The 25321-nt window shown below is 38.9% G+C and carries 20 protein-coding genes, 1 tRNA gene and 1 pseudogene; 4 read left to right on the top strand and 18 right to left on the bottom strand.

The window, feature by feature from the left end; all coding sequences use genetic code 11:
* Positions 1–148: 148 nt before the first annotated feature.
* From tsf to ACFIK1_RS08435, 3 genes are all read right to left on the bottom strand, one after another.
* Positions 149–1072, bottom strand: coding sequence for a translation elongation factor Ts (gene tsf / locus ACFIK1_RS08445; RefSeq protein WP_375662577.1), 924 nt, complete (start codon positions 1070–1072; stop codon positions 149–151).
* 102 nt (positions 1073–1174) lie between these two features.
* A complete protein-coding gene (gene rpsB, locus ACFIK1_RS08440) occupies positions 1175–1954 on the bottom strand; it encodes a 30S ribosomal protein S2 (RefSeq protein ID WP_273788135.1) in 780 nt (259 codons plus the stop codon).
* Between the two features lie 167 nt (positions 1955–2121).
* Complete coding sequence (locus ACFIK1_RS08435; protein ID WP_375662576.1) at positions 2122–2958, bottom strand: cell envelope integrity EipB family protein; 837 nt, start codon at positions 2956–2958, stop codon at positions 2122–2124.
* A gap of 145 nt (positions 2959–3103) precedes the next feature.
* Here ACFIK1_RS08435 and ACFIK1_RS08430 point away from each other — a divergent pair, with 145 nt between their 5' ends.
* Together ACFIK1_RS08430 and ACFIK1_RS08425 are read left to right on the top strand one after the other, a co-directional pair.
* Positions 3104–3565 (top strand): RidA family protein, encoded by a 462-nt coding sequence (locus ACFIK1_RS08430; protein ID WP_208439554.1) that lies wholly within the window; start codon positions 3104–3106, stop codon positions 3563–3565.
* Positions 3566–3699: 134 nt separating this feature from the next.
* On the top strand, positions 3700–4122 hold the full coding sequence (locus ACFIK1_RS08425; RefSeq protein ID WP_375662575.1) for an HIT family protein: 423 nt from the start codon (positions 3700–3702) through the stop codon (positions 4120–4122).
* On the opposite strand, the gene clpA is transcribed toward ACFIK1_RS08425, so the two are convergent.
* Both clpA and clpS read right to left on the bottom strand, forming a co-directional pair.
* Positions 4117–6480, bottom strand: coding sequence for an ATP-dependent Clp protease ATP-binding subunit ClpA (gene clpA, locus ACFIK1_RS08420; RefSeq protein WP_375662574.1), 2364 nt, complete (start codon positions 6478–6480; stop codon positions 4117–4119). The two genes, ACFIK1_RS08425 and clpA, sit on opposite strands and share 6 nt — an antisense overlap.
* 6 nt (positions 6481–6486) lie before the next feature.
* Positions 6487–6858, bottom strand: coding sequence for an ATP-dependent Clp protease adapter ClpS (gene clpS / locus ACFIK1_RS08415; RefSeq protein ID WP_375662593.1), 372 nt, complete (start codon positions 6856–6858; stop codon positions 6487–6489).
* A 235-nt stretch (positions 6859–7093) separates the two neighbouring features.
* Here clpS and ACFIK1_RS08410 point away from each other — a divergent pair, with 235 nt between their 5' ends.
* Both ACFIK1_RS08410 and ACFIK1_RS08405 read left to right on the top strand, forming a co-directional pair.
* Positions 7094–8443: a D-alanyl-D-alanine carboxypeptidase gene (locus ACFIK1_RS08410; RefSeq protein ID WP_375632766.1), complete on the top strand. Its 1350-nt coding sequence runs from the start codon at positions 7094–7096 to the stop codon at positions 8441–8443.
* A gap of 32 nt (positions 8444–8475) precedes the next feature.
* Positions 8476–8754: a hypothetical protein gene (locus tag ACFIK1_RS08405; RefSeq protein WP_375618379.1), complete on the top strand. Its 279-nt coding sequence runs from the start codon at positions 8476–8478 to the stop codon at positions 8752–8754.
* A 407-nt stretch (positions 8755–9161) separates the two neighbouring features.
* Here the strand turns inward: ACFIK1_RS08405 and ACFIK1_RS08400 are convergent, their stop codons facing one another.
* From ACFIK1_RS08400 to ACFIK1_RS08340, 13 genes and pseudogenes are all read right to left on the bottom strand, one after another.
* Positions 9162–10553, bottom strand: coding sequence for an L-serine ammonia-lyase (locus ACFIK1_RS08400; RefSeq protein WP_375632764.1), 1392 nt, complete (start codon positions 10551–10553; stop codon positions 9162–9164).
* 340 nt (positions 10554–10893) lie between these two features.
* A complete protein-coding gene (locus ACFIK1_RS08395) occupies positions 10894–11583 on the bottom strand; it encodes a nitroreductase (RefSeq protein ID WP_375618388.1) in 690 nt (229 codons plus the stop codon).
* Positions 11584–11788: 205 nt separating this feature from the next.
* Positions 11789–11992 (bottom strand): hypothetical protein, encoded by a 204-nt coding sequence (locus ACFIK1_RS08390; protein ID WP_375662573.1) that lies wholly within the window; start codon positions 11990–11992, stop codon positions 11789–11791.
* A gap of 716 nt (positions 11993–12708) precedes the next feature.
* Positions 12709–16920, bottom strand: coding sequence for a DNA-directed RNA polymerase subunit beta' (gene rpoC, locus ACFIK1_RS08385; protein ID WP_375662572.1), 4212 nt, complete (start codon positions 16918–16920; stop codon positions 12709–12711).
* A gap of 172 nt (positions 16921–17092) precedes the next feature.
* On the bottom strand, positions 17093–21241 hold the full coding sequence (gene rpoB / locus ACFIK1_RS08380; RefSeq protein WP_375632759.1) for a DNA-directed RNA polymerase subunit beta: 4149 nt from the start codon (positions 21239–21241) through the stop codon (positions 17093–17095).
* A gap of 290 nt (positions 21242–21531) precedes the next feature.
* The gene (rplL, locus tag ACFIK1_RS08375) at positions 21532–21903 is read right to left on the bottom strand and encodes a 50S ribosomal protein L7/L12 (protein WP_273790654.1); all 372 of its coding nucleotides are present in this window, start codon (positions 21901–21903) and stop codon (positions 21532–21534) included.
* Between the two features lie 101 nt (positions 21904–22004).
* Positions 22005–22523, bottom strand: a complete 519-nt coding sequence (gene rplJ / locus ACFIK1_RS08370; RefSeq protein ID WP_012755027.1) for a 50S ribosomal protein L10 — start codon at positions 22521–22523, stop codon at positions 22005–22007.
* 355 nt (positions 22524–22878) lie between these two features.
* Positions 22879–23583 carry a 50S ribosomal protein L1 gene (rplA, locus tag ACFIK1_RS08365; RefSeq protein ID WP_375613460.1) on the bottom strand — a complete coding sequence of 235 codons (705 nt, stop codon included), beginning with the start codon at positions 23581–23583 and terminating at the stop codon, positions 22879–22881.
* A 4-nt stretch (positions 23584–23587) separates the two neighbouring features.
* Positions 23588–24016, bottom strand: a complete 429-nt coding sequence (gene rplK, locus ACFIK1_RS08360) for a 50S ribosomal protein L11 (protein ID WP_273723157.1) — start codon at positions 24014–24016, stop codon at positions 23588–23590.
* A 150-nt stretch (positions 24017–24166) separates the two neighbouring features.
* Entirely contained in the window at positions 24167–24697 is a 531-nt protein-coding gene (nusG, locus tag ACFIK1_RS08355; protein ID WP_375632755.1) for a transcription termination/antitermination protein NusG, read from the bottom strand.
* Positions 24698–24717: 20 nt separating this feature from the next.
* Positions 24718–24930, bottom strand: a complete 213-nt coding sequence (gene secE / locus ACFIK1_RS08350; protein WP_273790652.1) for a preprotein translocase subunit SecE — start codon at positions 24928–24930, stop codon at positions 24718–24720.
* A gap of 199 nt (positions 24931–25129) precedes the next feature.
* Positions 25130–25205 (bottom strand) — tRNA-Trp (locus ACFIK1_RS08345).
* Positions 25206–25252: 47 nt separating this feature from the next.
* Positions 25253–25321, bottom strand: a pseudogene (locus tag ACFIK1_RS08340) (elongation factor Tu); the annotation flags it as partial.

The following is a 25321-nucleotide window of genomic DNA, read 5'->3' as shown; positions in this document are numbered from 1 at the left end:
CCCCAAAAGCCCATTTACTTTTTGCTTTTGACATCACGAAGGGCACCACTTTTTTCACGTGACGCCCTCTCAACAATTACATTTTTCCCCTCAGAGATTCTACAACCAATGATATGACTTTAAATCTCTGATCAAGAGTTTGCAATAACTAGCCTTTTACAGCAGCAGCAACCTCTGCTGCAAAATCAGACTCCTCTTTTTCCACACCTTCACCTAATGCAAAACGAATAAAGCCTGTAATTTTTGCTGGAGCACCTATTGATTTCTCAGCATCCTTTAAAGCAGCCTCAACAGTTATATCAGGATTCATAACAAAAGCTTGAGAAAGCAAAACAACCTCTTCAAAAAACTTACGCATACGCCCTTCTACCATTTTTTCAATGATATTTTCAGGTTTTCCAGACTGACGTGCTTGATCTGAAAAAATTGCTTTTTCACGTTCAACAGCAGCAGCATCAACATCTTGTGCTGTAAGTGCTAATGGATTGGTTGCCGCAATATGCATCGCGACCTGCCGACCAAAAGCAAGAGCAGCCTCTTTATTTCCTGTTGTTTCAATCGCAACCAAAACACCAAGTTTTCCAAGCCCATCAGCCACACTATTGTGTATATAAGTCGCAACAACACCATTCTCAACGGACAATTTAGCGGAACGACGAAATGTTATATTTTCGCCAATTGTACTAATTGCATCTTTAATTGTAAGCTCTACAGTCTTCTCAGAACCTGGATAAAGAGAAACAGAAACAGATTCAACATCCCCTGACGTATCTAAGGCAGCAGTTGCTACTTTACGCACGATGTCTTGGAATCCATCATTGCGTGCAACAAAATCTGTTTCAGAATTAATCTCAACCAAAACTGCATGTGAATCTTTTGATACGACTCCGATTAATCCCTCAGCTGCTGTACGACCAGCCTTTTTATCTGCTTTAGCTATTCCTTTTTTACGAAGCCAATCAACAGCAGCTTCCATATCACCATTGGTCTCTGCTAGGGCGGCTTTACAGTCCATCATACCAGCGCCAGATAGTTCTCGAAGTTCTTTTACTTGTGCAGCAGTAATGCTCATATTTGCCTCTTTATTTTGTAACAGTGAAAGCGTGCAAAATCCCTCTGCACGCCTATAACTTCTTCTTTAGACAATAAAAGTACCTTAATTAGGCATTTTATATTATTCAGAAACTTCTGAAACTGCATTTTCTTCCAAAATAGGCTCCACAGGTGCATCAACTTGAGCTCCTAAATCGATACCCATTGCTCCTTGCTGGCGTGCAATACCATCAAGAGCAGCACGGGCAAAAAGATCGCAATAAAGAGAAATTGCACGTGAAGCATCGTCATTACCTGGTATTGGATGTGTTACGTCATCGGGATCACAATTGGTATCAATAATAGCAATCACTGGAATACCTAAACGTTTTGCTTCTTGGAGTGCAATATTTTCTTTATTCGTATCGATAACAAAGATAAGATCTGGAACAGAACCCATATCTTTAATACCACCAAGCGCACGATTAAGCTTTTCACGATCACGTTCAAGATTTAAACGTTCCTTTTTAGTAAAGCCTTGCGCTTCAGCAGCAAGAATTTTATCAAGCTTCCGCAAACGATGGATCGAATTGGAAATCGTTTTCCAGTTTGTGAGCATGCCGCCAAGCCAACGTGCATTAACGTAATACTGAGCGGAACGATTCGCCGCATCTGCGATAATGTCAGATGCTTGCCGTTTCGTACCAACAAAGAGAATACGACCACCACGCGCTACAGTATCTGAAACAAGTTTAAGTGCTTGGTGTAAAAGTGGAACGGTCTGAGCAAGGTCAATAATATGGATATTATTACGCTGACCATAAATATAGGGAGTCATTTTGGGATTCCAACGATGAGTCTGGTGACCAAAATGCACACCTGCTTCTAAAAGCTGGTGCATAGTAAAATCGGGTAGTGCCATAAATCTTATCCTTTCCGGTTCAACCTCCGCGGAAAAAGCAGGAAGACCTGCTACCGGCGGATGCTTGCTAGAAGTTTCTCACAGATCATTTGCAAACACCCAGACTCCGCGTGTGGAATAGCGCAAACATACTAATATTTGATTCTTTTTCAAGTTATTTTCTTTAATCATTTAATATTTGCATTTTCACATTGATTAAGATCTTTTCCAAGTTCCAAGAATTCGAGACTGTTCAATTTTGCACGCACTGAAAAAGTTCCATAATCTATATGAAGATCACGCATGACACCATTCTCATGTAAGAGAAAACTGCTACGATAAACCGGCAAACCATCTTTATTTTCTCCATCATCAAAATAAGAAATTGTAACAGGCCAATATTCTTCTTCATCCAATTTTCTTACTTTTTCCGTTTCGCTATCAGATAAAAGCGTCTTCTTTTCCCCTATGACGATACTTTCTTTTATAACTTTATCTGCTTTATTTGTCCCATCAAATACAGTAACATTGTAAAAATGATCTCCTGCTTTTGCATGGCGGATAATATTTTTTAGTTGCATCATTGGAAATTCAGCCATTGCAAGCTTATACTCTTTTTCCTTTGGCTTTTTTAAGGTAACTGTAATACCATCTTGCGTACGCTCCGCAACTCCCTCGGCACGATGCACAACCTCTTCTCCCTCTTGATCTGTAATATTAAAACGAAATGTACGGCTGTCTCCTGTTTCATAACTCGTCGTCTGTTGATCCGTCAAACGTACTGGCATATCTTCAATGTAAACACGGCTAATGAAACGAAAACGTGTGCTATAGCCTTGGCATGCCGAACCAGCAAGCTCGTAAACCATTCGCCCTGACATCGCAGAAATTGTCATGTCATGAGAAACGCTATCGAGATGAAAATCATAAATTGCTCGATGAGGCACAATAAAAATAGGCTCTTCAGCTCTCGCTGTACATAAAAAAACAATATATAAAATTATTATAAATAATGATCTAATCATTCCCAAATTCCAAACTTTATCCCCGTTGCATAACATCATACAATAAGGCAAAAAAGGCTAATTTCTCAATTAACCACACATTTCCTTAAATCAAAAAATAGATTATACAATGAATGTATTATAGAGCAGCTATGGAGTTTAAATTATGACTAATATGATTGAAAAAAACTTAGAGAAATTCGGAATCACTCTTCCTGAAGTAATCTCCCCCCTTGCCAATTACATCACCACTTCACAAAGTGGCAATCAACTCTTTATTTCTGGACAACTCCCTCTTATTAATGGAAAACCAATAGCCATCGGTAAAGTTGGTGCAACTGTGAATACCGAACAAGCCCAAAAAGCATCCGAAGCTTGCGCTCTCAATATTCTCGCTCAACTCCAAGCAACTCTAGGTGACTTAAATAAAATAAAACGTGTGGTAAAAATTACTGTTTTTGTGGCTGTAGATTCTCATTTTACCGATATTCCTTTTGTTGCCAATGGAGCTTCTAATTTATTCGTCAATATTCTTGGTGAAATTGGAAAACACGCCCGTTCTGCTATTGGTGTTGCCTCTCTTCCTATGGATGTTCCTGTAGAAGTTGAAGCCATCATAGAAATCTAAGCCTTTATATAAGACAGTGCACCATCCTAAATATAACTAAAGTCAAAATACTTCTTTGTCTTACACTCTGATAAACTTTGTATTTTTTCGTTTTTAATTAAAATCTTAAACTTACAATAAAAGGAAATATTTGTATGAAACAAGCTTATGATAACAACAATATTTTTGCTAAATTGATTCGCAATGAAATCCCTTCTGTTCGTGTCTACGAAGATGATGATGTTATTGGATTTATGGATATCATGCCACAGGCACCAGGTCATACGCTGGTCATTCCTAAAAAAGGCTCTAGAAACTTACTTGATGCAGATACTGAAACATTATTTCCTGTTATTAAAGCTGTTCAAAAAATTGCAAATGCCGTCAAAAAAGCCTTTCAAGCAGATGGCATAACTGTCATGCAATTTAATGAAGCAGCTAGTCAACAAACCGTTTATCACCTCCATTTCCATATTATACCACGTATGGAGGGAATAGAGCTTACCCCTCATAATGATATGGTAACGCCTCCAGAAATACTTGAAGAGAATGCAAAAAAAATCCGTGCAGCTTTATAACACACTCTTAAGTTGTTGTGCTTTTTTTCTACACGTTTTTTTTGTAAAGTTTTCCATTTTACTTTTCTTTGAACTTACAGATATATCGGAAGATGAAATTTCTAACTGTAAGCTTTCTTTTTTACCATTTGATTTTTGTGTCAATACGCGAACGGTACCGCCATTGCGTAACTTTCCAAATAAAATTTCATCAGCTAATGGCTTTTTAATATATTCTTGTATAACACGCCCTAATGGGCGTGCTCCCATCTGAGAATCATATCCTTTATTAGAAAGCCATAAAGTTGCAGAAGGGCTTAATTCAAAACAAATTCCCCGATCAGCTAATTGTGCTTCAAGCTGAAAAATAAATTTTTGCACTATCTGATTGATGATTAAATGAGATAAAGGTGCAAACGGAATAATTGCATCTAACCGATTACGAAATTCTGGTGTAAATAACCGATTGATTGCTTCTATATCCTCACCATCACGATGTACTTTCCCAAATCCAATAGCTGATTTTGCCATATCTGAAGCACCAGCATTGGTTGTCATAATCAAAATAACATTGCGGAAATCAATTTTCTTACCATTATGGTCTGTTAATCTACCATAATCCATTACCTGCAATAAAATATTAAATAACTCTGGGTGCGCTTTCTCAATCTCATCTAGCAATAGAACTGCGTGAGGTTTCTGATCAACGGCATCTGTAAGGAGACCTCCTTGATCAAACCCTATATAACCTGGAGGTGCTCCGATTAAACGTGCTATCGTATGCCGTTCCATATATTCTGACATATCAAAACGCAATAATTCAATGCCTAAAGATGATGCAAGCTGTTTTGCAACTTCAGTTTTTCCTACACCTGTTGGTCCTGAAAATAAATAACTTCCTATTGGTTTATCCGGTTCGCGTAAACCTGCTCGCGCCAATTTTATGGATGAAACTAAGACGGAAATTGCCTGATCTTGACCATAAACAACATGTTTGAGTTCTCTTTCAAGCTTACTCAGTATCTTCTGATCATTCCGGGAAACTGTTTTTGGTGGAATTCTTGCAATTGTAGCAACAGTCGCTTCAATTTCTTTAACACCTATACTCTTCTTGCGTTGTTTTTGTGGCAAAAGCTTTTGCGCTGCGCCACTTTCATCAATAATATCAATTGCTTTGTCAGGTAACCTACGGTCAATTATATAACGTGAAGATAATTCTACAGATGCCTTCATCGCCTGATCTGTATATTTAATCTGATGAAAATCTTCAAAGTAAGGCTTCATCCCCTGCAAAATTTTAATCGCATCTGTAACAGAAGGTTCATTAATATCAATCTTCTGAAAACGACGCTCTAAAGCACGATCTTGTTCAAAGAATTTGCGATATTCTCTGTAAGTCGTCGAACCAATACATCGCATAGTTCCAGAAGATAACACAGGTTTCAAAAGATTTGCTGCATCCATATTTCCCCCTAATGTTGCTCCTGCTCCAATTAAGGTATGGATTTCATCAATAAATAAAATAGCATCTGGATACAGCTCAAACTCTTTAATAACTTGCTTTAAGCGTTCTTCAAAATCACCGCGATAACGTGTACCTGCAACAAGTCCCCCCATATCAAGAGAAAATATTGTTGCATTTGATAAAACTTCAGGCACTTGCCCATCAACAATGCGCTTTGCCAATCCCTCAATTATAGCTGTTTTCCCTACTCCAGGATCACCAACCAAAAGCGGATTGTTTTTTGACCTTCGACATAAAATCTGAATCATGCGTGAAATTTCTATTTCACGGCCAATTAATAAATCAATTTTTCCATTACGTGCTTTACAATTGAGATCAACACAATAATTCGTTAAAGCACTTGTTCCTCTTTCACCATTATCCGAAATCTGCTGATCTAATTGCTCTTCAAGTCCTTCAAGTAACATGGATAACCCATCATCACGCGTGACACCCTGTGAAATAAAACGTACAGCATCATAGCGTGTCATTCCCATCTCTTGAAGAAAATATGCTGCATGGCTTTCACGTTCAGAAAAAATTGCAACAAGAACATTTGCCCCCGATACTTCATCTTTTCCAGCTGATTGTGCATGAATCACCGCACGTTGGATAACACGCTGGAAAAAAGCTGTAGGCTTTGTATCCTCATCAGCTCTAATCTGTTCATCTAACTCTGAGCGAAGATAATTGGTTAAGCGCTCTCGCAATTCCTCCACATCTACTTGGCAAGCCTGAATAACGGAATTTGCATCGGCATCATCTAACAGCGCAAGTAGAAGATGCTCTAGTGTTGCATATTCATGCCGTGCTTGAGTAGCAATTGTTAATGCACGATGCAAAACCTCTTCAAGACTAGGTGTAAAAGATGGCATAGCTCCTCACTTCCATTCCATTACACATTGTAACGGATGTTCATTTTGACGCGTACATTCCCTCACTTGTAATATTTTCATTTCAGCGACTTCATAAGTATAAGTCCCACATTCTCCTATCCCATTGTGATGAACATTTAACATTATCCGCGTTGCCTCTTCGAAACTTTTTTTAAAAAAGTTCTTCAAAACGAAAACAACAAAATCCATAGGTGTGTAATCATCATTAAGCAAAAAAACTCGACATAATTTAGGTTTTTCGAGTTTTTCTCTAGCCTTAGGCATTATAACCGCACCATGCCTACCTTCATCCCAATTCTTGCCCTTTTCATTATGCATAATATGAGCTATAGAGTTTATTATGAGCGTCTGTCCCATTATCGTTTTCCATGCAACACATTTTTTATTAATTTTAAATTCTTTCATAACTATTGCAATACCTGTTTGTATTAGAAAAAAATCTCCCTCTATGGTTAGACTTCAATCACTCACTCATAAAATAACTTCTGTAAACAAATTAGTAATACCATTCGCCTAAACTGCATCAACAAATTACAGAAAAGGAAGCTTTATAGAAGTTTTTCAGGATAAATGGAGAAATAGGATACTGCAAGTGTATATTAATTATCAAAAAATTATGCGCTACTGTAAAACAATAGCAATTTCTTTTGTTATGTTAGCTTTTTCTTACTGTTGGGCATCAGCCACACCTCAAGGCGCATATCCTGATAAGTATGCGGCTATTGTTATAGATGCTACTACGGGAAAAACTCTATTTCAAGCCAATGCAACACTGAAACGTTATCCTGCTTCTTTAACAAAAATGATGACATTGTACTTACTCTTTGAAGCTATGCAGATGCGTCGTGTGACACCAAATACACCAATTCCTGTTTCTCATTATGCAGCAATGCGTCCACCAACAAAAATTGGATTTAAAGCAGGCCAAACAATTTCTGCAGAATCAGCAGCTAAAGCACTCATTACAAGATCCGCAAATGATGTTGCTGCTGCCATTGCAGAATATCTTGGAGGTAGTGAAAAAAAATTCGCTCAAATGATGACAATAAAAGCTCGTAAACTTGGCATGAAACATACACATTTTGCAAATGCTTCAGGACTTCCGGATGTGCACAATTATTCTACAGCACGAGATATAGCGACTTTGTCATTAGCTTTACGTAAACATTTTCCCAAACAATATAAATTGTTCAAAACAAAAAGTTTTAATTTCCGTGGACATAAAATTAACAGCCACAATAAACTTGTTAAAATAATGAAAGGTGTCGATGGAATTAAAACAGGCTACACACAAATGTCAGGTTCTAATTTAGCAACTTCGATGCGTCTTGAGGGGCGCTCTGTTGTCGCTGTTGTTATGGGAGGTAAATCATCTACTGCGCGTGACGAGCATATGGCTAGCCTATTGAAACAATATTTGCCCAAAGCAAGCCAAATGAAAAGTGGTGAACGTTTAATGGCTTCTGTACGCTATCACTTACCGACTGGCGCCAATACTCCTATACCGACCATTAAAGCTGATTCAAGTAATTTTGACGATGAAATTTCGACTATGTTGACAGCATTTGCAGAACAACCTAAAAACTCCAATATCGCAATAACGGCTGTAAATAAGGTAATTATACCAATACCGAATCCTCAAAAAACTATACCGGCTGAGACTCATAAAATTGTAACAGTCTCTTTGTCCGAAAATGCCGGATGGGCTATCCAAATTGGTTCTCTTCCTAGTGAAGAACAAGCAAAAACTCTACTTTTAAAAGCAAAAAATATAGCTTTTTCTATTTTAAAACACGCATCTTCACACATGCAACTGTTTGAAAAAAATGGGCGGCGTTATTACCGAGCGCGCTTTACAGGGTTTCAATCAAAAAAAGCTGCATTTGATGCTTGCTCTACATTAAAGAAAGCAAATTTTAACTGCTATACTGTAGCCTACTAAAAATTTTTGAATTCTGCGTTAAGGATAGTATTATGACAGATAATGCTTTTGCTTCATTCCATAAAAAAGAAATTTTATTGAAGCAATCATCCCTCCTTTCATTGCGTTCTCTTCACGATGCTGCCGCAAAACTTACTGGTTTAAAATATAATTCGACTGCATTAGATACACAATCTCTTGTTCACCTTCTCATTTGCCAAACAATACGCAACCGTCGTCTCATAATGCCTCCTGTACGCATTCATTTACGCGTTGCGAGCCAAACTGGTAATGTGCCTATTAAAATCCGTTTAGGAGCAACAAATATTTAATTTCTCTAAAAAATTATTTTATTATTAACCATTATCTACAGCCTTAGAAAACCCTTTGATAAACATACTTTTTTCTTAAATTGTTGAATTTTTCTGACAGCTTTTCCAACTATCCAATATCTCCAAGCTTTCAATAAAAACATTGTTAAGGACATAAAAATACCCAATATTTTTCCACTTTTGGATTTAATATAAAAAATTATCCTTGATATCTTTCTGGAAAAAATGAATAGCTTCATTAGATGAAAGCTTATCATTTGATGGGATTATTGTAAAAGTTCAATAAAGAAAGTCCCTCTTAATAACGCTCCCCATACAACATAAACGCTGAAAAAAACATAAGCTTTATCAGAAAATACGATCTCTCTCCCAAAAGTCCAGTTATGGATTGAAAAATGTTCCAGCTCTTAACAAGATATCACATTGACTGCAAGACCACCTTTACTTGTCTCTTTATAGCGTTCACTCATATCATGACCAGTCTGGCGCATTGTTTCTATACAAGCATCAAGAGAAACAAAATGATCTCCATTACCATATAATGCAAGAGAAGAAGCCGTTACCGCCTTAACAGCTCCCATTGCATTACGCTCAATACAAGGAACTTGTACAAGACCTGCAACAGGATCACATGTCATTCCCAAGTGATGTTCAAGCGCAATTTCTGCCGCATTTTCAATTTGAGCTGGTGTTCCACCTAACGCTGCGGTCAACCCTGCTGCGGCCATTGAAGATGCCGTTCCAACTTCACCTTGACACCCAACTTCTGCACCAGAAATAGAGGCATTATGTTTGATAACACCGCCTATAGCTGCTGCCGTTAATAGAAAATTATGTATTCCCTCTCGATCTGAATCATCATTAAATTGAAGATAATAACGCAAAACGGCTGGGACGACACCGGCTGCTCCATTTGTTGGTGCTGTAACAACACGACCACCTGCTGCATTTTCCTCATTGACTGCTATAGCATATACCGAAAGCCAATCATTTGCCCAAAGTGGATAATTGTAATTTTTCTTTTGTTTTTCCAAAAGCGTTTCATGCAGCTTTTTAGCGCGCCTTAGAACACGCAATCCACCAGGCAACTCACCTTCTTGTGAAAGACCTCTATCAATGCAATTTGTCATCGCTGAAAAAATTTCATCAAGCCCTACATCAAGAGAAGAACGCTCTATCTTTGTTTCTTCATTTAAGCGCTTCATTTCAGCAATTGAAAGTCCTGATTTTTCTGCCATTGATAACATTGTACAAGCAGAATCGAATGGATATGGTACCTCAAATGCTTCTGGTTGTATATTATCATTCATATGGCTTAATTCATCCTCAGTCACAACAAAGCCACCGCCGATAGAATAATAAATCTGCCGCAACAGAACATTCCCATCAGTATCAAGTCCTTCAAAGGCTAGTCCATTTGTATGTCCAGGGAGGATTTGCTTTCGTTCAAAAATAAGATCACGTTGCACATCAAACTGATAAGCGGGATGACCTACTGGTTGCACTTTTTTTTCACGTATAACTTTTTCTAACAGAAACCCCATGCTATCAGGATCAACAGTAGAAGCTTTTTCTCCTAAAAGTCCTAATATGATAGCTCTATCTGTTGCATGACCAATACCCGTGAAAGCTAAAGAACCATAAAGATAAACACGTATACGAGAAACTTGAACATCAGACGACTGAGAAAAATCTCCTATCTTTTGCAAAAACATATTAGCAGCTGTCATTGGTCCCATCGTATGTGAGCTAGAAGGACCAATCCCAATTTTAAAAAGTTCAAAAACAGATAGAAACACGTATCACCTTAAACTATAGTACAGCTTGAGCATATATGCTTTTTCATAACGTTTCTTCCGTTTAAAATCAAATTGCGAGATAAACTAAAAAAATGACAACAATAAACACGAATGTCGCTCGTCTTGCTACCACCCAACACTTTCTTTCTATAGTGTTTTCCATTAGCCAACCTTTAAAACGGACAATGCCCCTAGAGTCACAACTCCTAATGTTTCAAGCGTAGTAAAATAAGTGTTAATATGCAATATTAAAATTCAATAAGGATGAGAAATCTTATCGGAAATATTTTTCATAAGGCACTAAGTTCTTCAAAACGTATGCTTAATTTTATAAAATATTTTATGGATATGTTTCAATGAAACGTACAAATTTTTCTAACGATTCTCGTTCTGTCTCAAAATTGTTTTCTGGAGCACTCATATCGCGATAACCAAGTGCCATACCACAGATAATATGGCGATCAGAAGGAATAGATAAAAGCGTACGAATCTGTTTATGATAATCAGCAAAAGCAGCTTGAGGACAGGTATCTAATCCAAATCCACGTGCAGCTAACATAATGGTCTGCATAAACATACCCAAATCAAGCCAACTCCCCATTTCCATGTCGTGATCCATTGTAAATAAGAGTCCTACAGGTGCATCAAAAAATAAAAAATTTCGCGCCTTTTGATGAAGTACTTTTTCTTCATCATCTTTTTGAATTCCAAGACTCTGATAAAGATCCAAACCAACTTTTCGACGCCTTGAAATATAAGGCTCACGCCACTGACGTGGATAATAACTATATTCACGCTCTCCTTTTACACCTGAAAGCACAAGTTGTGAAAGCTCTTGCCCTACTTTCTGTAATACACTTCCTGTAAGCACAATTACTTGCCATGGCTGAATATTTGTTCCAGATGGTGCACGTGCTGCAAGTTTTAAGATTTCTTTGATTGTTTCCAAACTAACTGGCTGATCAGTAAAAGCGCGAATTGACTTTCGTGACAAAATAGATTGAAAAACACTCATAGGAGAAACTGTCATTGTTTTTACTTTCTTTATGAAAAATAGTTTTTTCTTATCAAGGATAATATACTGCGAAAATACCTTTGCAGCTTTTTCAAACACTCTATTTCTTTAAATGACTTACACATTTCACGCAGTGGTAAATATTCCCCTTAGAGATAATATAATCTATCTCTTTTAAGAGAAAGAAATTTGTCTAAAAGAAGACAAAATAAATTTATAATCAATGACTAACCCCCAACTCCGTTAAGCTCTCAAAAAAACTCTCTTCAATTCGTTCTAAATCCTGTAGAAGATCATCAACATCATGCTGCTTTTGCTTTAAATCAGTTCGTTTTTTATGAATTCCTGCAATTAATTTCTTAAGCTTTTTCTCATCATCAGGTGGTTTTCCAACCATTGTCAACATATCAGATATTTCAGACAACGAAAATTTTACTCTGTTAGCATACAGGATTTGTTTTAACTTATGACGATCCGTTTATGTATAAAGCCGTGTACTTCCACACCGAAAAGGGATAAGAAGTCCCTCTTCTTCATAGCAAAGTTCGAGCTATTATTGAAAACTCACGTGTTAATTTTCCAATTGAATAATATTCGTACATTTTATTATTCTGTCTGCATAGATCACATTGTTATAAGAAATATATCTATTTTTTATAAAACTTAGTGAGCACCTTAATCTCTACTTTTCTGCATTCTAATTTAGAAGAAAATACATTCATAAACATTGTATAGTAGAGAATCAATTATTTTTAGATTACAGAAAGACTATTGATCTTTCATTATAAATCCTTTTAAATCTCTATAGAAGATATCAATTAAAAATTTTCCTAAAGTTTAAAATCAATCATTATTTGATTTGTAGATAATCAACTCTTTTCCTTGAATATGATTTTTGAGTTTCACATATTTGGGAAAAAACTTTCTATACTGCCTTCAGAAATTAAGAAACTTTAAAATGAAACAACAAGAAAGATAAGCATCATTACAAAACAATAAGCTACTAAAGATGTTTAAAATAACTATCGCCTTATAATTTTTGATATTTTTCAAGAAAATATACAACTTCTGCATTTCGAAATAAAAAACGTCTGAACTTTCTATTCAGACGTTTTTATATTATGTGGTGTTGTATTTAAATTATTCAGCAACGGCCCCGGTTGTCATATTTGTCAACATAGCCTTAGCCACTTCGTTATTACTAGACTTACGCTGCTCATCTACAATCAAATCATCACGAACTGCAGCAATACGACGGATTTGAGAAATTGTACCACCCGTACCTGCTGGAATAAGACGACCGACAATAACGTTCTCTTTAAGTCCTTGCAAAGTATCAATTTTACCAGAAACTGCTGCTTCAGTAAGAACACGTGTTGTTTCCTGAAACGATGCCGCCGAAATGAAAGAAGGCGTTTGAAGAGAAGCTTTTGTAATTCCAAGAAGAATGGGATTACCAGATGCAGGTTTCTTCCCTTCTGCAATCAAATTATCATTGATTTCATCAAGTTCAATACGATCAACATTATCACCTGGAATATAACCAGAATCTCCAGATTCTGTAATTTCAACTTTTTGCAACATTTGACGAACAATCACTTCAATGTGCTTATCATTAATAAGAACTCCCTGCAAACGATAAACCTCCTGAATCTCATTAACAAGATAAGATGCCAAAGCTTCAACCCCCTTAATCGCCAAGATGTCATGAGGTGCTGGATTACCATCAAGGATATAATCTCCCTTTTCAATTTGATCGCCTTCTTGGAAGTGGAACAACTTACCTTTTGGAATCAAGTATTCTACTGCCTCAAGAGTTTCATCATTTGGTTCAATAATGATACGACGTTTATTCTTATAACCACGGCCAAATCGAATTGTACCACTTACTTCAGCAATAATCGCATGATCCTTTGGACGACGCGCTTCAAAAAGCTCAGCCACACGAGGAAGACCACCCGTAATATCTTTCGTCTTGGCACTTTCCATTGGCAAACGAGCAATAACATCACCAGCCTTAACATGAGCACCAAGCTCAACAGAAAGAATAGTTTCCACTGACATCATATAACGAGCTTCACCTCCCTTATACAATTTAGCAATGGATTCACCTTCTTTATCCGTGTGAATAATAATAGCTGGTTTAAGATCCGCACCACGTGGATTAGCGCGCCAATCAATCACCAAACGCTTCGTAATACCCGTAGATTCATCAGCTGTTTCAGTGACAGATAAACCATCAATCATATCTTCAAAACCCACATAGCCTTCAACTTCCGTTAAAATTGGACGTGTATAAGGATCCCATTCTGCTATACGTTGGCCACGTTTAACCACATCACCATCATCAACAAAAATATGAGCACCATAGCTAACACGATGTACAACGCGCTCTTTTCCTAACTCATCCTTGATAAGGATAGCCATATTACGCCCCATAACAACCAAATGTCCTTCAGAATTACGAACCACATTACGATTACGAATCTCCACCTTACCTTCATAAGATGCCTCTAAATACGATGAATCAACAACCTGCGCAGTTCCTCCTAAGTGGAAAGTACGCATAGTAAGCTGTGTTCCCGGCTCACCAATGGATTGAGCAGCAATAACACCAACGGCTTCTCCCTGATTAACAGGTGTTCCACGCGCCAAATCACGACCATAGCATTTTGCACAAACACCAAGACGTGTTTCACATGTTAATGCAGAACGAATTTGAACAGATTGAATTCCAGCTGCTTCAATCTTCGCGACATCAGCTTCCTCAATCATTGCTCCACCTTCAAGGATAACCTCTCCAGAGACAGGATGTAGAATATCAACAAGCGCTGTACGACCAAGAATTCTTTGCCCAAGGGAGGCAACAATTTGTCCTGCATCAACAATCGGCTGCATGGTAAGCCCTTTTGCGGTACCACAATCAACTGCTGAAATAATAGCATCCTGTGCAACATCAACAAGACGCCGTGTTAAATAACCAGAGTTTGCCGTCTTTAACGCAGTATCAGCAAGTCCTTTACGTGCACCATGCGTGGAATTGAAGTATTCATTAACAGTTAGACCTTCTTTAAAATTGGATATAATGGGTGTTTCAATAATTTCACCCGATGGTTTTGCCATTAATCCACGCATACCGGCCAATTGTCTCATCTGGTTAGCAGAACCACGAGCACCAGAGTGCGACATCATATAGATAGAATTCATCGGTCGTTGACGACCTGTTTTAGGATCAATATCGACGGCTTGAATACGTTTCATCATTTCATCTGCAACGCGATCTGTACATTTACCCCAAGCATCTACAACCTTATTGTATTTTTCACCTTGTGTAATCAAACCATCATTATATTGCTGTTCGTACTCCTTAGCCAAAGCTTCTGTTTCTGCGACTAAACGCGACTTACTATCAGGAATAACCATATCGTCCTTACCGAATGAAATTCCTGCACGACAAGCATAAGAAAAGCCAAGCTGCATAATACGGTCACAAAAAATAACCGTCTCTTTTTGTCCACAGTGCCGATAAACATGATCAATCATTTTAGAAATGTTCTTTTTCGTCATCTCTTGATTGACAATATCAAATGAGATATCCGCACTTCTTGGCAAAAGCTCACCGATAATCAAACGACCAGGTGTCGTATCATAAAGTTTAGAGACTTCTTTTCCATCCTTCCCCATATTCTTAACACGGCCTTTAATCTTCGTATGAAGCGTTATAACCTTATTTTCCAAGGCATAATGAAGCTCACCTATATCAGAAAAGGCCATTCCTTCACCTGGTTCTTTTTCAGAAACAATTGAAAGATAATAAAGACCAAGAACCATATCCTGTGAGGGAACAATAATGGGAGCACCATTGGCCGGATGAAGAATATTATTGGTGGACATCATCAAAACACGGGCTTCAAGCTGTGCTTCAAGAGAAAGCGGCACGTGAACCGCCATCTGATCACCATCAAAATCTGCATTAAAAGCAGTACACACCAGTGGATGAAGTTGAATAGCTTTGCCTTCAATTAAGATAGGTTCAAAAGCCTGAATCCCCAAACGGTGCAATGTTGGCGCACGGTTGAGTAAAACAGGGTGTTCACGAATAACCTCATCCAAGATATCCCAAACTTCTGGATGTTCTTTTTCAACAAGCTTCTTTGCCTGCTTTACCGTTGATGAATAGCCTTTTGCATCAAGCCGCGCATAAATAAAAGGCTTAAATAATTCAAGAGCCATTTTTTTGGGAAGACCACATTGATGCAATTTTAATTCAGGACCCGTCACGATAACAGAACGCCCCGAGTAATCAACACGCTTCCCAAGTAAGTTCTGACGAAAACGTCCTTGCTTGCCCTTCAACATATCTGATAAAGACTTAAGAGGACGTTTATTGGCTCCAGTAATCACACGCCCACGCCGTCCATTATCAAACAATGCATCAACAGCTTCTTGTACCATACGCTTTTCATTGCGTACGATAATTCCAGGAGCACGCAATTCAATCAGCCGTTTCAAGCGGTTATTACGATTAATAACACGCCGATAAAGATCATTCAGATCTGATGTCGCAAAACGCCCACCATCAAGCGGAACCAATGGACGCAAATCCGGTGGAATAACCGGAATTGTTTTCATAATCATCCACTCTGGCTTATTTCCAGATTCAAGAAAATTTTCAACGATTTTAAGTCGTTTAATCAATTTTTTCTGCTTTAACTCTGAAGTTGTTTCAGCTAATTCAAGACGCAAATCATTAGCGATTTTATCTAACTCCATACTAGCTAAAAGCTCGTAAATAGCTTCAGCGCCAATCATAGCTGTAAACTGATCTTCTCCAAATTCATCAATAGCAAGCATATATTCTTCTTCAGAAAGAAGCTGATGGAGCTTAAGAGACGTCAATCCTGGTTCGGTTACAATATAATTCTCAAAATAAAGAACCCGTTCAATATCTTTTAAAGTTAAATCTAAAAGTGTAGAAATACGACCTGGTAATGATTTAAGAAACCATATATGCGCAACGGGTGCCGCAAGTTCAATATGCCCCATACGCTCACGACGTACGCGGGAAAGAGTAACCTCTACACCACATTTTTCACAAATAATGCCCTTATACTTCATGCGTTTATATTTGCCACATAGACATTCATAGTCCTTAATAGGGCCAAATATACGTGCACAAAAAAGACCATCACGCTCTGGTTTAAAAGTCCGATAATTAATCGTCTCAGGCTTCTTAATCTCACCATACGACCAGGACAAAATTTTCTCAGGACTCGCAATAGAAATACGAATAGAGTCAAATGTCTGCGCTGGCGCTTGAGGATTGAAAAGATTCATGACCTCGTGGTTCATGCTGTTCTCCTTCAAAGATTCTTAGAACCTGTTGTAATATCTCATCTATTTTATAACAGATCTTCTTTAAAAGACATTTACTTTTAAAAATGACCTGTATAGCCTTAATAAGGTTATTGAGCCTCTTAAAGTAATAAGAGCGCAGCCTTTTTCTAATGCGCTCCTTGAATTATTATTCTGCCGTATCAGACAATGCCCGCTGTGCAATAAGTTCACGCGCATCATCAAGCTCCACATTAAGAGCAAGTGAGCGCATTTCTTTTACCAACACATTAAAGCTTTCGGGTATACCTGCCTCAAATGTATCATCACCACGCACAATTGCCTCATAGACTTTTGTTCGACCAGCCACATCATCTGATTTTACTGTTAGCATCTCCTGCAAAGTGTATGCAGCACCATAAGCTTCAAGTGCCCAAACCTCCATTTCACCAAAACGCTGACCACCAAATTGTGCCTTACCTCCTAATGGCTGCTGCGTAACAAGTGAATAGGGACCAATAGAACGTGCATGAATCTTATCATCAACAAGGTGATGCAATTTCAACATGTAAATATATCCCACCGTTACTGGACGATCAAAAGGCTCCCCAGTACGACCATCATAAAGCGTAACCTGCCCTGAACTATCTAAGCCTGCGTCTTCCAGCATCATGTTAATATCAGACTCATGTGCTCCATCAAAAACAGGCGTTGCAATTGAAACCCCTTTCTTCATCTGCAATGCCAATTTGTAAAGGCTTTCATTATCATACTGACGAACTGGTTCATTATGATTATCATCAGGCATAAGATTTTCAATACGCTGACGCAACGGCAATATATCCCCAGTCTCTTGATATAACTCTAACAAAGCACCAATCTTCTTGCCCATCCCCGCACATGCCCAACCAAGATGCGTTTCAAGAATTTGTCCAACATTCATACGACTAGGCACACCAAGCGGATTCAAGACGATATCAGCATGGGTCCCATCTTCAAGAAATGGCATATCTTCTACGGGAAGAATACGTGAAACAACACCCTTATTCCCGTGACGTCCCGCCATCTTGTCACCTGGTTGGATTTTGCGCTTCACAGCCACAAAAACCTTCACCATTTTCATGACACCAGGAGGCATTTCATCACCTCTTTGGACCTTTTCAACCTTATCCATAAAGCGACGTTGTAATGCTTCTTTTGATTCATCATATTGCTTGCGCAAAGCTTCAATTTCATTTTGAAGCTTTTCATCCTCAACAGCAAATTGCCACCACTGGGATCGTGGATAATGCCCCATTACTGTACTATCAAGCTTTTTGCTGCCCGAAAAGCCTTTCGGACCTTCTACAGCAACTTTACCTGTCAACATATCGGTGAGGCGCGCATAAACATTGCGATCAAGAATAGACTGTTCATCATCACGGTCTTTTGCTAAACGCTCAATTTCTTCACGCTCAATTGCCATCGCACGTTCATCTTTTTCCACGCCATGGCGATTAAAAACGCGAACTTCAACAACAGTACCAAAAGTCCCAGGAGGCATACGCATAGAAGTATCACGAACATCGGATGCCTTTTCCCCAAAAATTGCACGCAGAAGCTTTTCTTCCGGCGTCATGGGACTTTCACCTTTCGGGGTAATCTTTCCAACTAAAATATCACCTGGTTGAACTTCAGCACCAATATAAATAATGCCAGCTTCATCAAGATTTCTTAACGCTTCTTCCGCAACATTAGGAATGTCGCGCGTAATTTCCTCAGGTCCAAGTTTTGTATCGCGTGCCGCAACTTCAAATTCCTCAATATGAATTGAAGTAAACACATCATCAGCAACAATGCGCTCGGATAACAAAATAGAATCTTCATAATTGTATCCATTCCAAGGCATAAAGGCTACGAGAACATTCCGCCCAAGAGCCAAATCACCAAGATCCGTGGATGGACCATCTGCAATGATATCACCTTTCTCTACCCTATCACCGACATGTACAAGAGGACGCTGATTAATACAAGTGGACTGATTAGAACGCTGAAATTTCTGTAAGCGGTAAATATCAACGCCTGATTTTGAAGGATCTAAATCTTCTGTTGCACGGATAACAATACGGGTAGCATCGACTTGATCAACAACACCACTACGTTTTGCACTTACAGCAGCTCCTGAATCGCGCGCAACAATAGATTCCATTCCCGTCCCAACAAATGGCGCTTCAGCGCGTACAAGAGGAACTGCTTGACGCTGCATGTTCGATCCCATAAGCGCACGATTCGCATCATCATTTTCCAAAAAAGGAATAAGCGCTGCTGCAACTGAAACCAACTGTTTTGGTGAAACATCCATCAAATCAACATGATCACGCGGCGCCATTAAAACTTCACCAGCATGACGGCAAACAACAAACTCTTCTATAAAACGACCTTCGTTATCTAATGAAGAATTAGCCTGAGCGACATAATGCTTTGCTTCTTCCATCGCTGAAAGATAAATAACTTCTTTTGTGACTTTCCCATCAATAATTTTTCGATATGGGCTTTCAATAAAGCCATATTTGTTAACTCGCGCAAATGTTGCTAAGGAGTTAATCAGACCAATATTGGGGCCTTCTGGTGTTTCAATCGGACAAATACGACCATAATGCGTAGGATGTACGTCACGGACTTCAAAACCCGCACGTTCACGAGTCAAACCACCTGGACCAAGAGCAGAAAGACGGCGCTTATGGGTAATTTCTGACAATGGATTGGTTTGATCCATAAACTGCGACAATTGTGAAGACCCAAAAAATTCACGGACCGCTGCTGCCGCAGGCTTTGCATTGATTAAATCCTGTGGCATAACTGTATCAATTTCAACCGATGACATACGCTCTTTTATCGCACGCTCCATACGAAGAAGACCAATACGATATTGATTTTCCATCAACTCCCCAACGGAACGAACGCGACGGTTGCCAAGATTATCAATATCATCAATTTCACCACGTCCATCACGCAATTCAACCAACATCTTAACAACAGCAAGAATATCCTCTTGGCGTAAAATGCGAACTGTGTCTGGACAATCAAGATCCATACGTAAATTCATCTTAACACGCCCGACAGCTGAAAGATCATAACGCTCTGGATCAAAAAACAATGAATGGAACATTGCTTCTGCTGTATCGATTGTTGGAGGTTCACCTGGACGCATCACCCGGTAAATATCAAATAACGCATCCTGCCGACTTTCATTTTTATCCACCTTCAAAGTATTGCGGATGTAAGCGCCAATATTCATGTGATCAATATCAAGAATATTGACTTGATCAGCACTAACATCGAGCAGAATTTTTAATACTTTTTCGTCAATTTCATCACCAGCTTCAAGGTAGATTTCACCTGTTTCGTAATTGACGATATCTTCGGCTAGATAACAACCTAATAAATCATCTTCACTAACTTTAACCGCTTTAAGTCCTTTTTCTACCAAAGACTTCGCAGTACGAACTGTTAATTTTTTACCAGCCTCCGCAACGACTTCACCACTATCTGCATCTATAAGGTCAGAAATGAGCTTCATTCCTTTAAAGCGATCCACAGAATAAGGAACTCGCCATCCTTCTCCATCACGCTCATAAGTCACTTTATCATAAAACGTCGATAAAATATCCGACGCATCCATACCTAATGCCATCAAAAGACTAGTAACAGGAATCTTGCGCCGTCGATCAATACGCGCATAAATGATGTCCTTAGCATCAAACTCAATATCAAGCCAAGAACCTCGATACGGAATAACACGAGCAGCAAAAAGAAGCTTTCCTGATGAATGGGACTTTCCTTTATCATGGTCAAAAAAGACACCAGGAGAACGATGCATCTGAGAAACAATAACACGCTCCGTACCATTAACAATAAAGGTACCATTCGTCGTCATTAAAGGCATATCGCCCATATAAACGCCTTGCTCTTTAATGTCTTTGATATCTTTGGAGCCAGTATCCTCATCAACATCAAAAACAATCAAACGCAATATGACCTTTAATGGGGCAGCATAAGTTAAATCACGTTGACGGCACTCTTCAACATCAAATTTTGGTAAATCAAATTCATAACCTACAAACTCAAGCATAGCTGTACCGGAAAAATCTGAAATAGGAAAAACCGATTTAAAAACAGCTTGCAAACCTTCATCTGGTCGTCCACCTTTCGGTTCCTCAACCATGAGAAATTGATCGTATGAGGCTTTTTGAACCTCAATAAGATTCGGCATTTCTGCTACTTCAGGAATCTTACCAAAAAATTTCCGTACGCGCTTACGACCATTGAATTGAGACATCATTGCGTGAGTCTGAGCCATCGTCGCTCCTTGATCTTTACTCTTCAAGGTAGACCAACCTTGAAAGCCTTATACCATTAACCTGCATATGCAGACCAGTTCACTTGACACTCAATAATGAGCATCATTAACTTTCCCCACCAACATAAGCCATTTATCTCTTTGACTCTATGATGAAGGGGTAAGTAATCCAAACCTATCCCATTCCTGTTACGAAACCATTGGGAAAAGGTTTTTTACTCATTATTTTCCCTCTTTGTATTAAGAGAAAGAAAATCGGCGAACATAAATGCCCGCCGATAAAATTAAATTTACTTAAGTTCCACCTTAGCACCGGCAGCTTCAAGTTGAGATTTAATTTTTTCTGCTTCTTCTTTAGAAGCAGCCTCTTTAATAGGCTTAGGTGCACCTTCAACCAGATCTTTAGCTTCTTTAAGACCAAGTCCAGTAAGAGCACGAACTTCCTTAATAACATTAATTTTTTGTGCGCCACCTTCAACAAGAATAACATCAAATTCTGTTTTTTCTTCAGCAGCTGGAGCAGCAGCACCAGCAACAGCAGCGACAGCTACAGGAGCAGCAGCCGAAACTCCCCACTTTTCTTCAAGTAACTTAGAAAGCTCAGCGGCTTCCAAAAGGGTTAGATTAGAAAGGTCTTCTACGATCTTCTCTAGATCAGCCATTTTTAAATTCCTTCAATTAAAAGATTTTAACCATTATTAAATCTTATTCAAAAAAACAGAAAAGCATTAAAGCTCTTCCATAAACGTGAATACAAACAGCCTTAAGCCGCCTTATCCTCCTGAGCATATGCTCCAATGACACGTGCAACCTGACCAGCAGGGGCATTAACAACCTGTGCAATACGGGTCGCAGGGGTAGAAATCATACCCACAAGTTTTGCACGCAACTCGTTTAATGAAGGCAATGAAGCCAATGACTTCACAGCATCTACAGTTAAACTTGTTGCACCCATTGAACCGCCAAGTATGACAAATTTGTCATTGCTTTTCGCAAAATCAACAGCAACTTTCGGTGCTGTGATTGGATCTTCTGAATAAGCAATAAGTGTTTGTCCAGTAAACAAACCCACTATCGATTCAGATTCCGTGCCCTGAAGAGCGATTTTAGCAAGACGGTTTTTGGCGACCTTAACGGCACCGCCAGCTTCACCCATTTTCGAACGCAAATCATTCATCTGTGAAACTGTCAGACCGGAATAATGTGCAACAACAACAGAACCAGACTTCCGAAAAGCCTCGTTAAGCCATGTAACAAATTCGCGTTTTTCCGCTCTATTCACTGTCTCTCTCCATTTAACAGATTTGCTTAAAACAAACCTGTTGGTTACCTTTGATAACATAAAACACTTCATGTCACCGATGAGGATCCTGTCCCCTTTTTCACGCACAGCGTTCAAAGGCAACCTTGGCTCAAACCCTTTAAGTCTTTTAACTCTCAGTTTTTACCCCAGTCTCATGCAGGTTTTTTTTGATTAAGATACTTAAAAGCATCACCTACAATCTCGGACAGGATATTCCGGAATTTCTCCCGGTACAACCTAAGCCCTATAAAGCTTAGATAGCGAGCTGATCAAAATCAGCATTTTAAATACAATTTTGATATTCCCATACCCCAAAACAAAATTATAAATCAGCTTATACTAGCTCTGAACGAACCGTTGCTGGATCAACTTTAACACCAATTCCCATAGTCGACGAAACAGCAACGCGCTTAATATACTCACCTTTTGCACCTTGCGGTTTGGCTTTAATAACTGCACTTGCAAAGGCTTTTATATTTTCTACGATTTTTTCAACACCAAAAGAAGCCTTACCAATACCAGCATGCACAATACCAGCTTTTTCCACACGAAACTCAACAGCACCACCTTTAGAAGCTTTGACAGCACCGGCGACATCAAGTGTTACAGTACCAACTTTCGGATTCGGCATCAAACTCCGTGGACCAAGAATCTTACCAAGACGACCAACAAGAGGCATCATGTCTGGCGTTGCAATACAACGATCAAAATCTATAGTCCCTCTATTAACGCTTTCAAATAAATCTTCGGCACCCACAATATCAGCTCCTGCCGCCTTAGCTTCCTCAGCCTTATCCCCACGAGCAAAAACGGCAACACGAATATTTCTCCCTGTTCCATTAGGCAAATGAGCAACGCCTCGAACCATTTGATCAGCATGACGAGGATCAACACCCAAGTTCATTGAAATTTCGATTGTTTCATCAAACTTAGCAACAGCACGCTCCTTAACCATTGAAACGGCATCTTTTAAAGCGTAAAGTTCATTAAAATCAATATCTTTTCGGATATTTTTTATTCTTTTTGCTACTTTTGCCATAATATTAGCCCACCACTTCCAAGCCCATCGAGCGAGCAGAACCTTCAACCATACGCATTGCTGCCTCAATATCATTCGCATTAAGATCTTTCATCTTTGATTCCGCAATCGAACGAATTTTATCGCGAGAAATGCTTCCTACAGACACTTTACCAGGCTCTTTTGAGCCAGATTTCAGGTTTGCTTCCTTCTTTAAAAAGAATGATACAGGAGGCGTCTTGAGAGAAAATGTGAAAGATTTATCTTGGTAATACGTAATAACAACTGGAATCGGTGCCCCCTTTTCCATTTCTTGTGTCGCTGCATTAAACGCCTTACAAAATTCCATGATATTAATACCACGCTGCCCAAGAGCTGGACCAATCGGTGGAGATGGAGTAGCAGCTCCTGCAGGGACCTGCAACTTAAGCTGACCTATACTTTTTTTTGCCATAACAATCTGCCTTTAATTTTACTGGTATACTGACAATTCATCTTGCCCGTTACCCGCTTGCAGTCACGTGGTTCGGATCATTAAGCCGACAAAAGCTATAAATCACCTCCCACTCCTTCCTTAAAGTAATTAAAACTACTCTAAGTTTAATCAGAGTTTTTCAACCTGACTAAATTCCAAATCAACAGGCGTAGGACGCCCAAAAATAAGCACTTCAACCTTAAGACGAGAGCGCTCTTCTTCAACCTCTTGAACAATTCCATTAAATGAAACAAAAGGACCATCAGCAACGCGAACTTGCTCTCCAACCTCAAACAATACAGAGGACTTTGGAGACTCAACCCTTTCCTGAACTTGTTTGAGAATTTGCTCAACCTCTCGATCAGAAATGGGAACAGGACGCGCATCTGATCCTAAAAAACCTGTCACTTTAGGCGTATTCTTAATAAGATGATAAACTTCATCTGTTAACTCAGCACGAACAAGAACATAACCAGGAAAAAATTTTCGCTCAGTATCAACTTTGCGTCCACGACGAACCTCTACAACACGCTCTGTTGGAACAAAAATCTTTTCAAAAAGATGATCAAGTCCCTTTTGCTTTGCCTCCTTATCAATAGCTTCCGCTACTTTCTTTTCAAAGTTTGAATATGCCTGAACAATATACCAACGAGCTGCCACAGTCACACTTCCTTACATTCTCAACTAAAAAGATATTTCAGAAGATCAATAACCCGCCAAACACCAAAATGCATAACCTGATCCACAATAAAAAAGAAAGCTGAAGCCAATGCAGTTACCAACAAAACCATAATAGTAGAAATAACCGTCTCACGACGTGTAGGCCATTTCACTTTAATTGTTTCTGCATAAACCTGCTTCAAAAAGGTAATCGGATTGGTTTTAGATGCCATCGTCACACTATACTCTCTCTAGTCCTATTGTGTTTTATAGAATAAAATAAACAGGAAAAAAAATGCAAAAGCCAACTTTCAGACTTATGCAATTTCCTTACTTTCTATTCAATACCGTTTCACACACAAAAAAACAAGCCCCATATCAAAAAAAGCGAAAAAGGCAGCAAAATCCACTCCCTTATATGTACCCCCCCTTTGGCAGGGGCAGCAGGACTTGAACCCGCGACCTGCGGTTTTGGAGACCGCCGCTCTACCAACTGAGCTATACCCCTAACTCTCAAAACTAAAACACTTTTAACACCCCTTTAACAAGCATTATTTATTCAATGATCTTAGAGACGATACCGGCACCAACAGTACGACCACCTTCACGAATAGCAAAACGCAG

Source organism: Bartonella sp. OC16QHHD (assembly GCF_042194035.1).
GTDB lineage: Bacteria > Pseudomonadota > Alphaproteobacteria > Rhizobiales > Rhizobiaceae > Bartonella.
Note: the sequence above shows the minus strand (reverse complement) of the source record. Positions and strands in the feature narration are given on the sequence as shown.

Bases quoted from the DNA above. Each gene is read 5' to 3' on its own strand.
- tsf (WP_375662577.1), bottom strand. From the start codon at position 1,072: ATGAGCATTACTGCTGCACAAGTAAAAGAACTTCGAGAACTATCTGGC.
- rpsB (WP_273788135.1), bottom strand. From the start codon at position 1,954: ATGGCACTACCCGATTTTACTATGCACCAGCTTTTAGAAGCAGGTGTG.
- ACFIK1_RS08435 (WP_375662576.1), bottom strand. From the start codon at position 2,958: ATGATTAGATCATTATTTATAATAATTTTATATATTGTTTTTTTATGT.
- ACFIK1_RS08430 (WP_208439554.1), top strand. From the start codon at position 3,104: ATGACTAATATGATTGAAAAAAACTTAGAGAAATTCGGAATCACTCTT.
- ACFIK1_RS08425 (WP_375662575.1), top strand. From the start codon at position 3,700: ATGAAACAAGCTTATGATAACAACAATATTTTTGCTAAATTGATTCGC.
- clpA (WP_375662574.1), bottom strand. From the start codon at position 6,480: ATGCCATCTTTTACACCTAGTCTTGAAGAGGTTTTGCATCGTGCATTA.
- clpS (WP_375662593.1), bottom strand. From the start codon at position 6,858: ATGGGACAGACGCTCATAATAAACTCTATAGCTCATATTATGCATAAT.
- ACFIK1_RS08405 (WP_375618379.1), top strand. From the start codon at position 8,476: ATGACAGATAATGCTTTTGCTTCATTCCATAAAAAAGAAATTTTATTG.
- ACFIK1_RS08395 (WP_375618388.1), bottom strand. From the start codon at position 11,583: ATGACAGTTTCTCCTATGAGTGTTTTTCAATCTATTTTGTCACGAAAG.
- rpoC (WP_375662572.1), bottom strand. From the start codon at position 16,920: ATGAACCACGAGGTCATGAATCTTTTCAATCCTCAAGCGCCAGCGCAG.
- rpoB (WP_375632759.1), bottom strand. From the start codon at position 21,241: ATGGCTCAGACTCACGCAATGATGTCTCAATTCAATGGTCGTAAGCGC.
- rplL (WP_273790654.1), bottom strand. From the start codon at position 21,903: ATGGCTGATCTAGAGAAGATCGTAGAAGACCTTTCTAATCTAACCCTT.
- rplA (WP_375613460.1), bottom strand. From the start codon at position 23,583: ATGGCAAAAGTAGCAAAAAGAATAAAAAATATCCGAAAAGATATTGAT.
- rplK (WP_273723157.1), bottom strand. From the start codon at position 24,016: ATGGCAAAAAAAAGTATAGGTCAGCTTAAGTTGCAGGTCCCTGCAGGA.
- secE (WP_273790652.1), bottom strand. From the start codon at position 24,930: ATGGCATCTAAAACCAATCCGATTACCTTTTTGAAGCAGGTTTATGCA.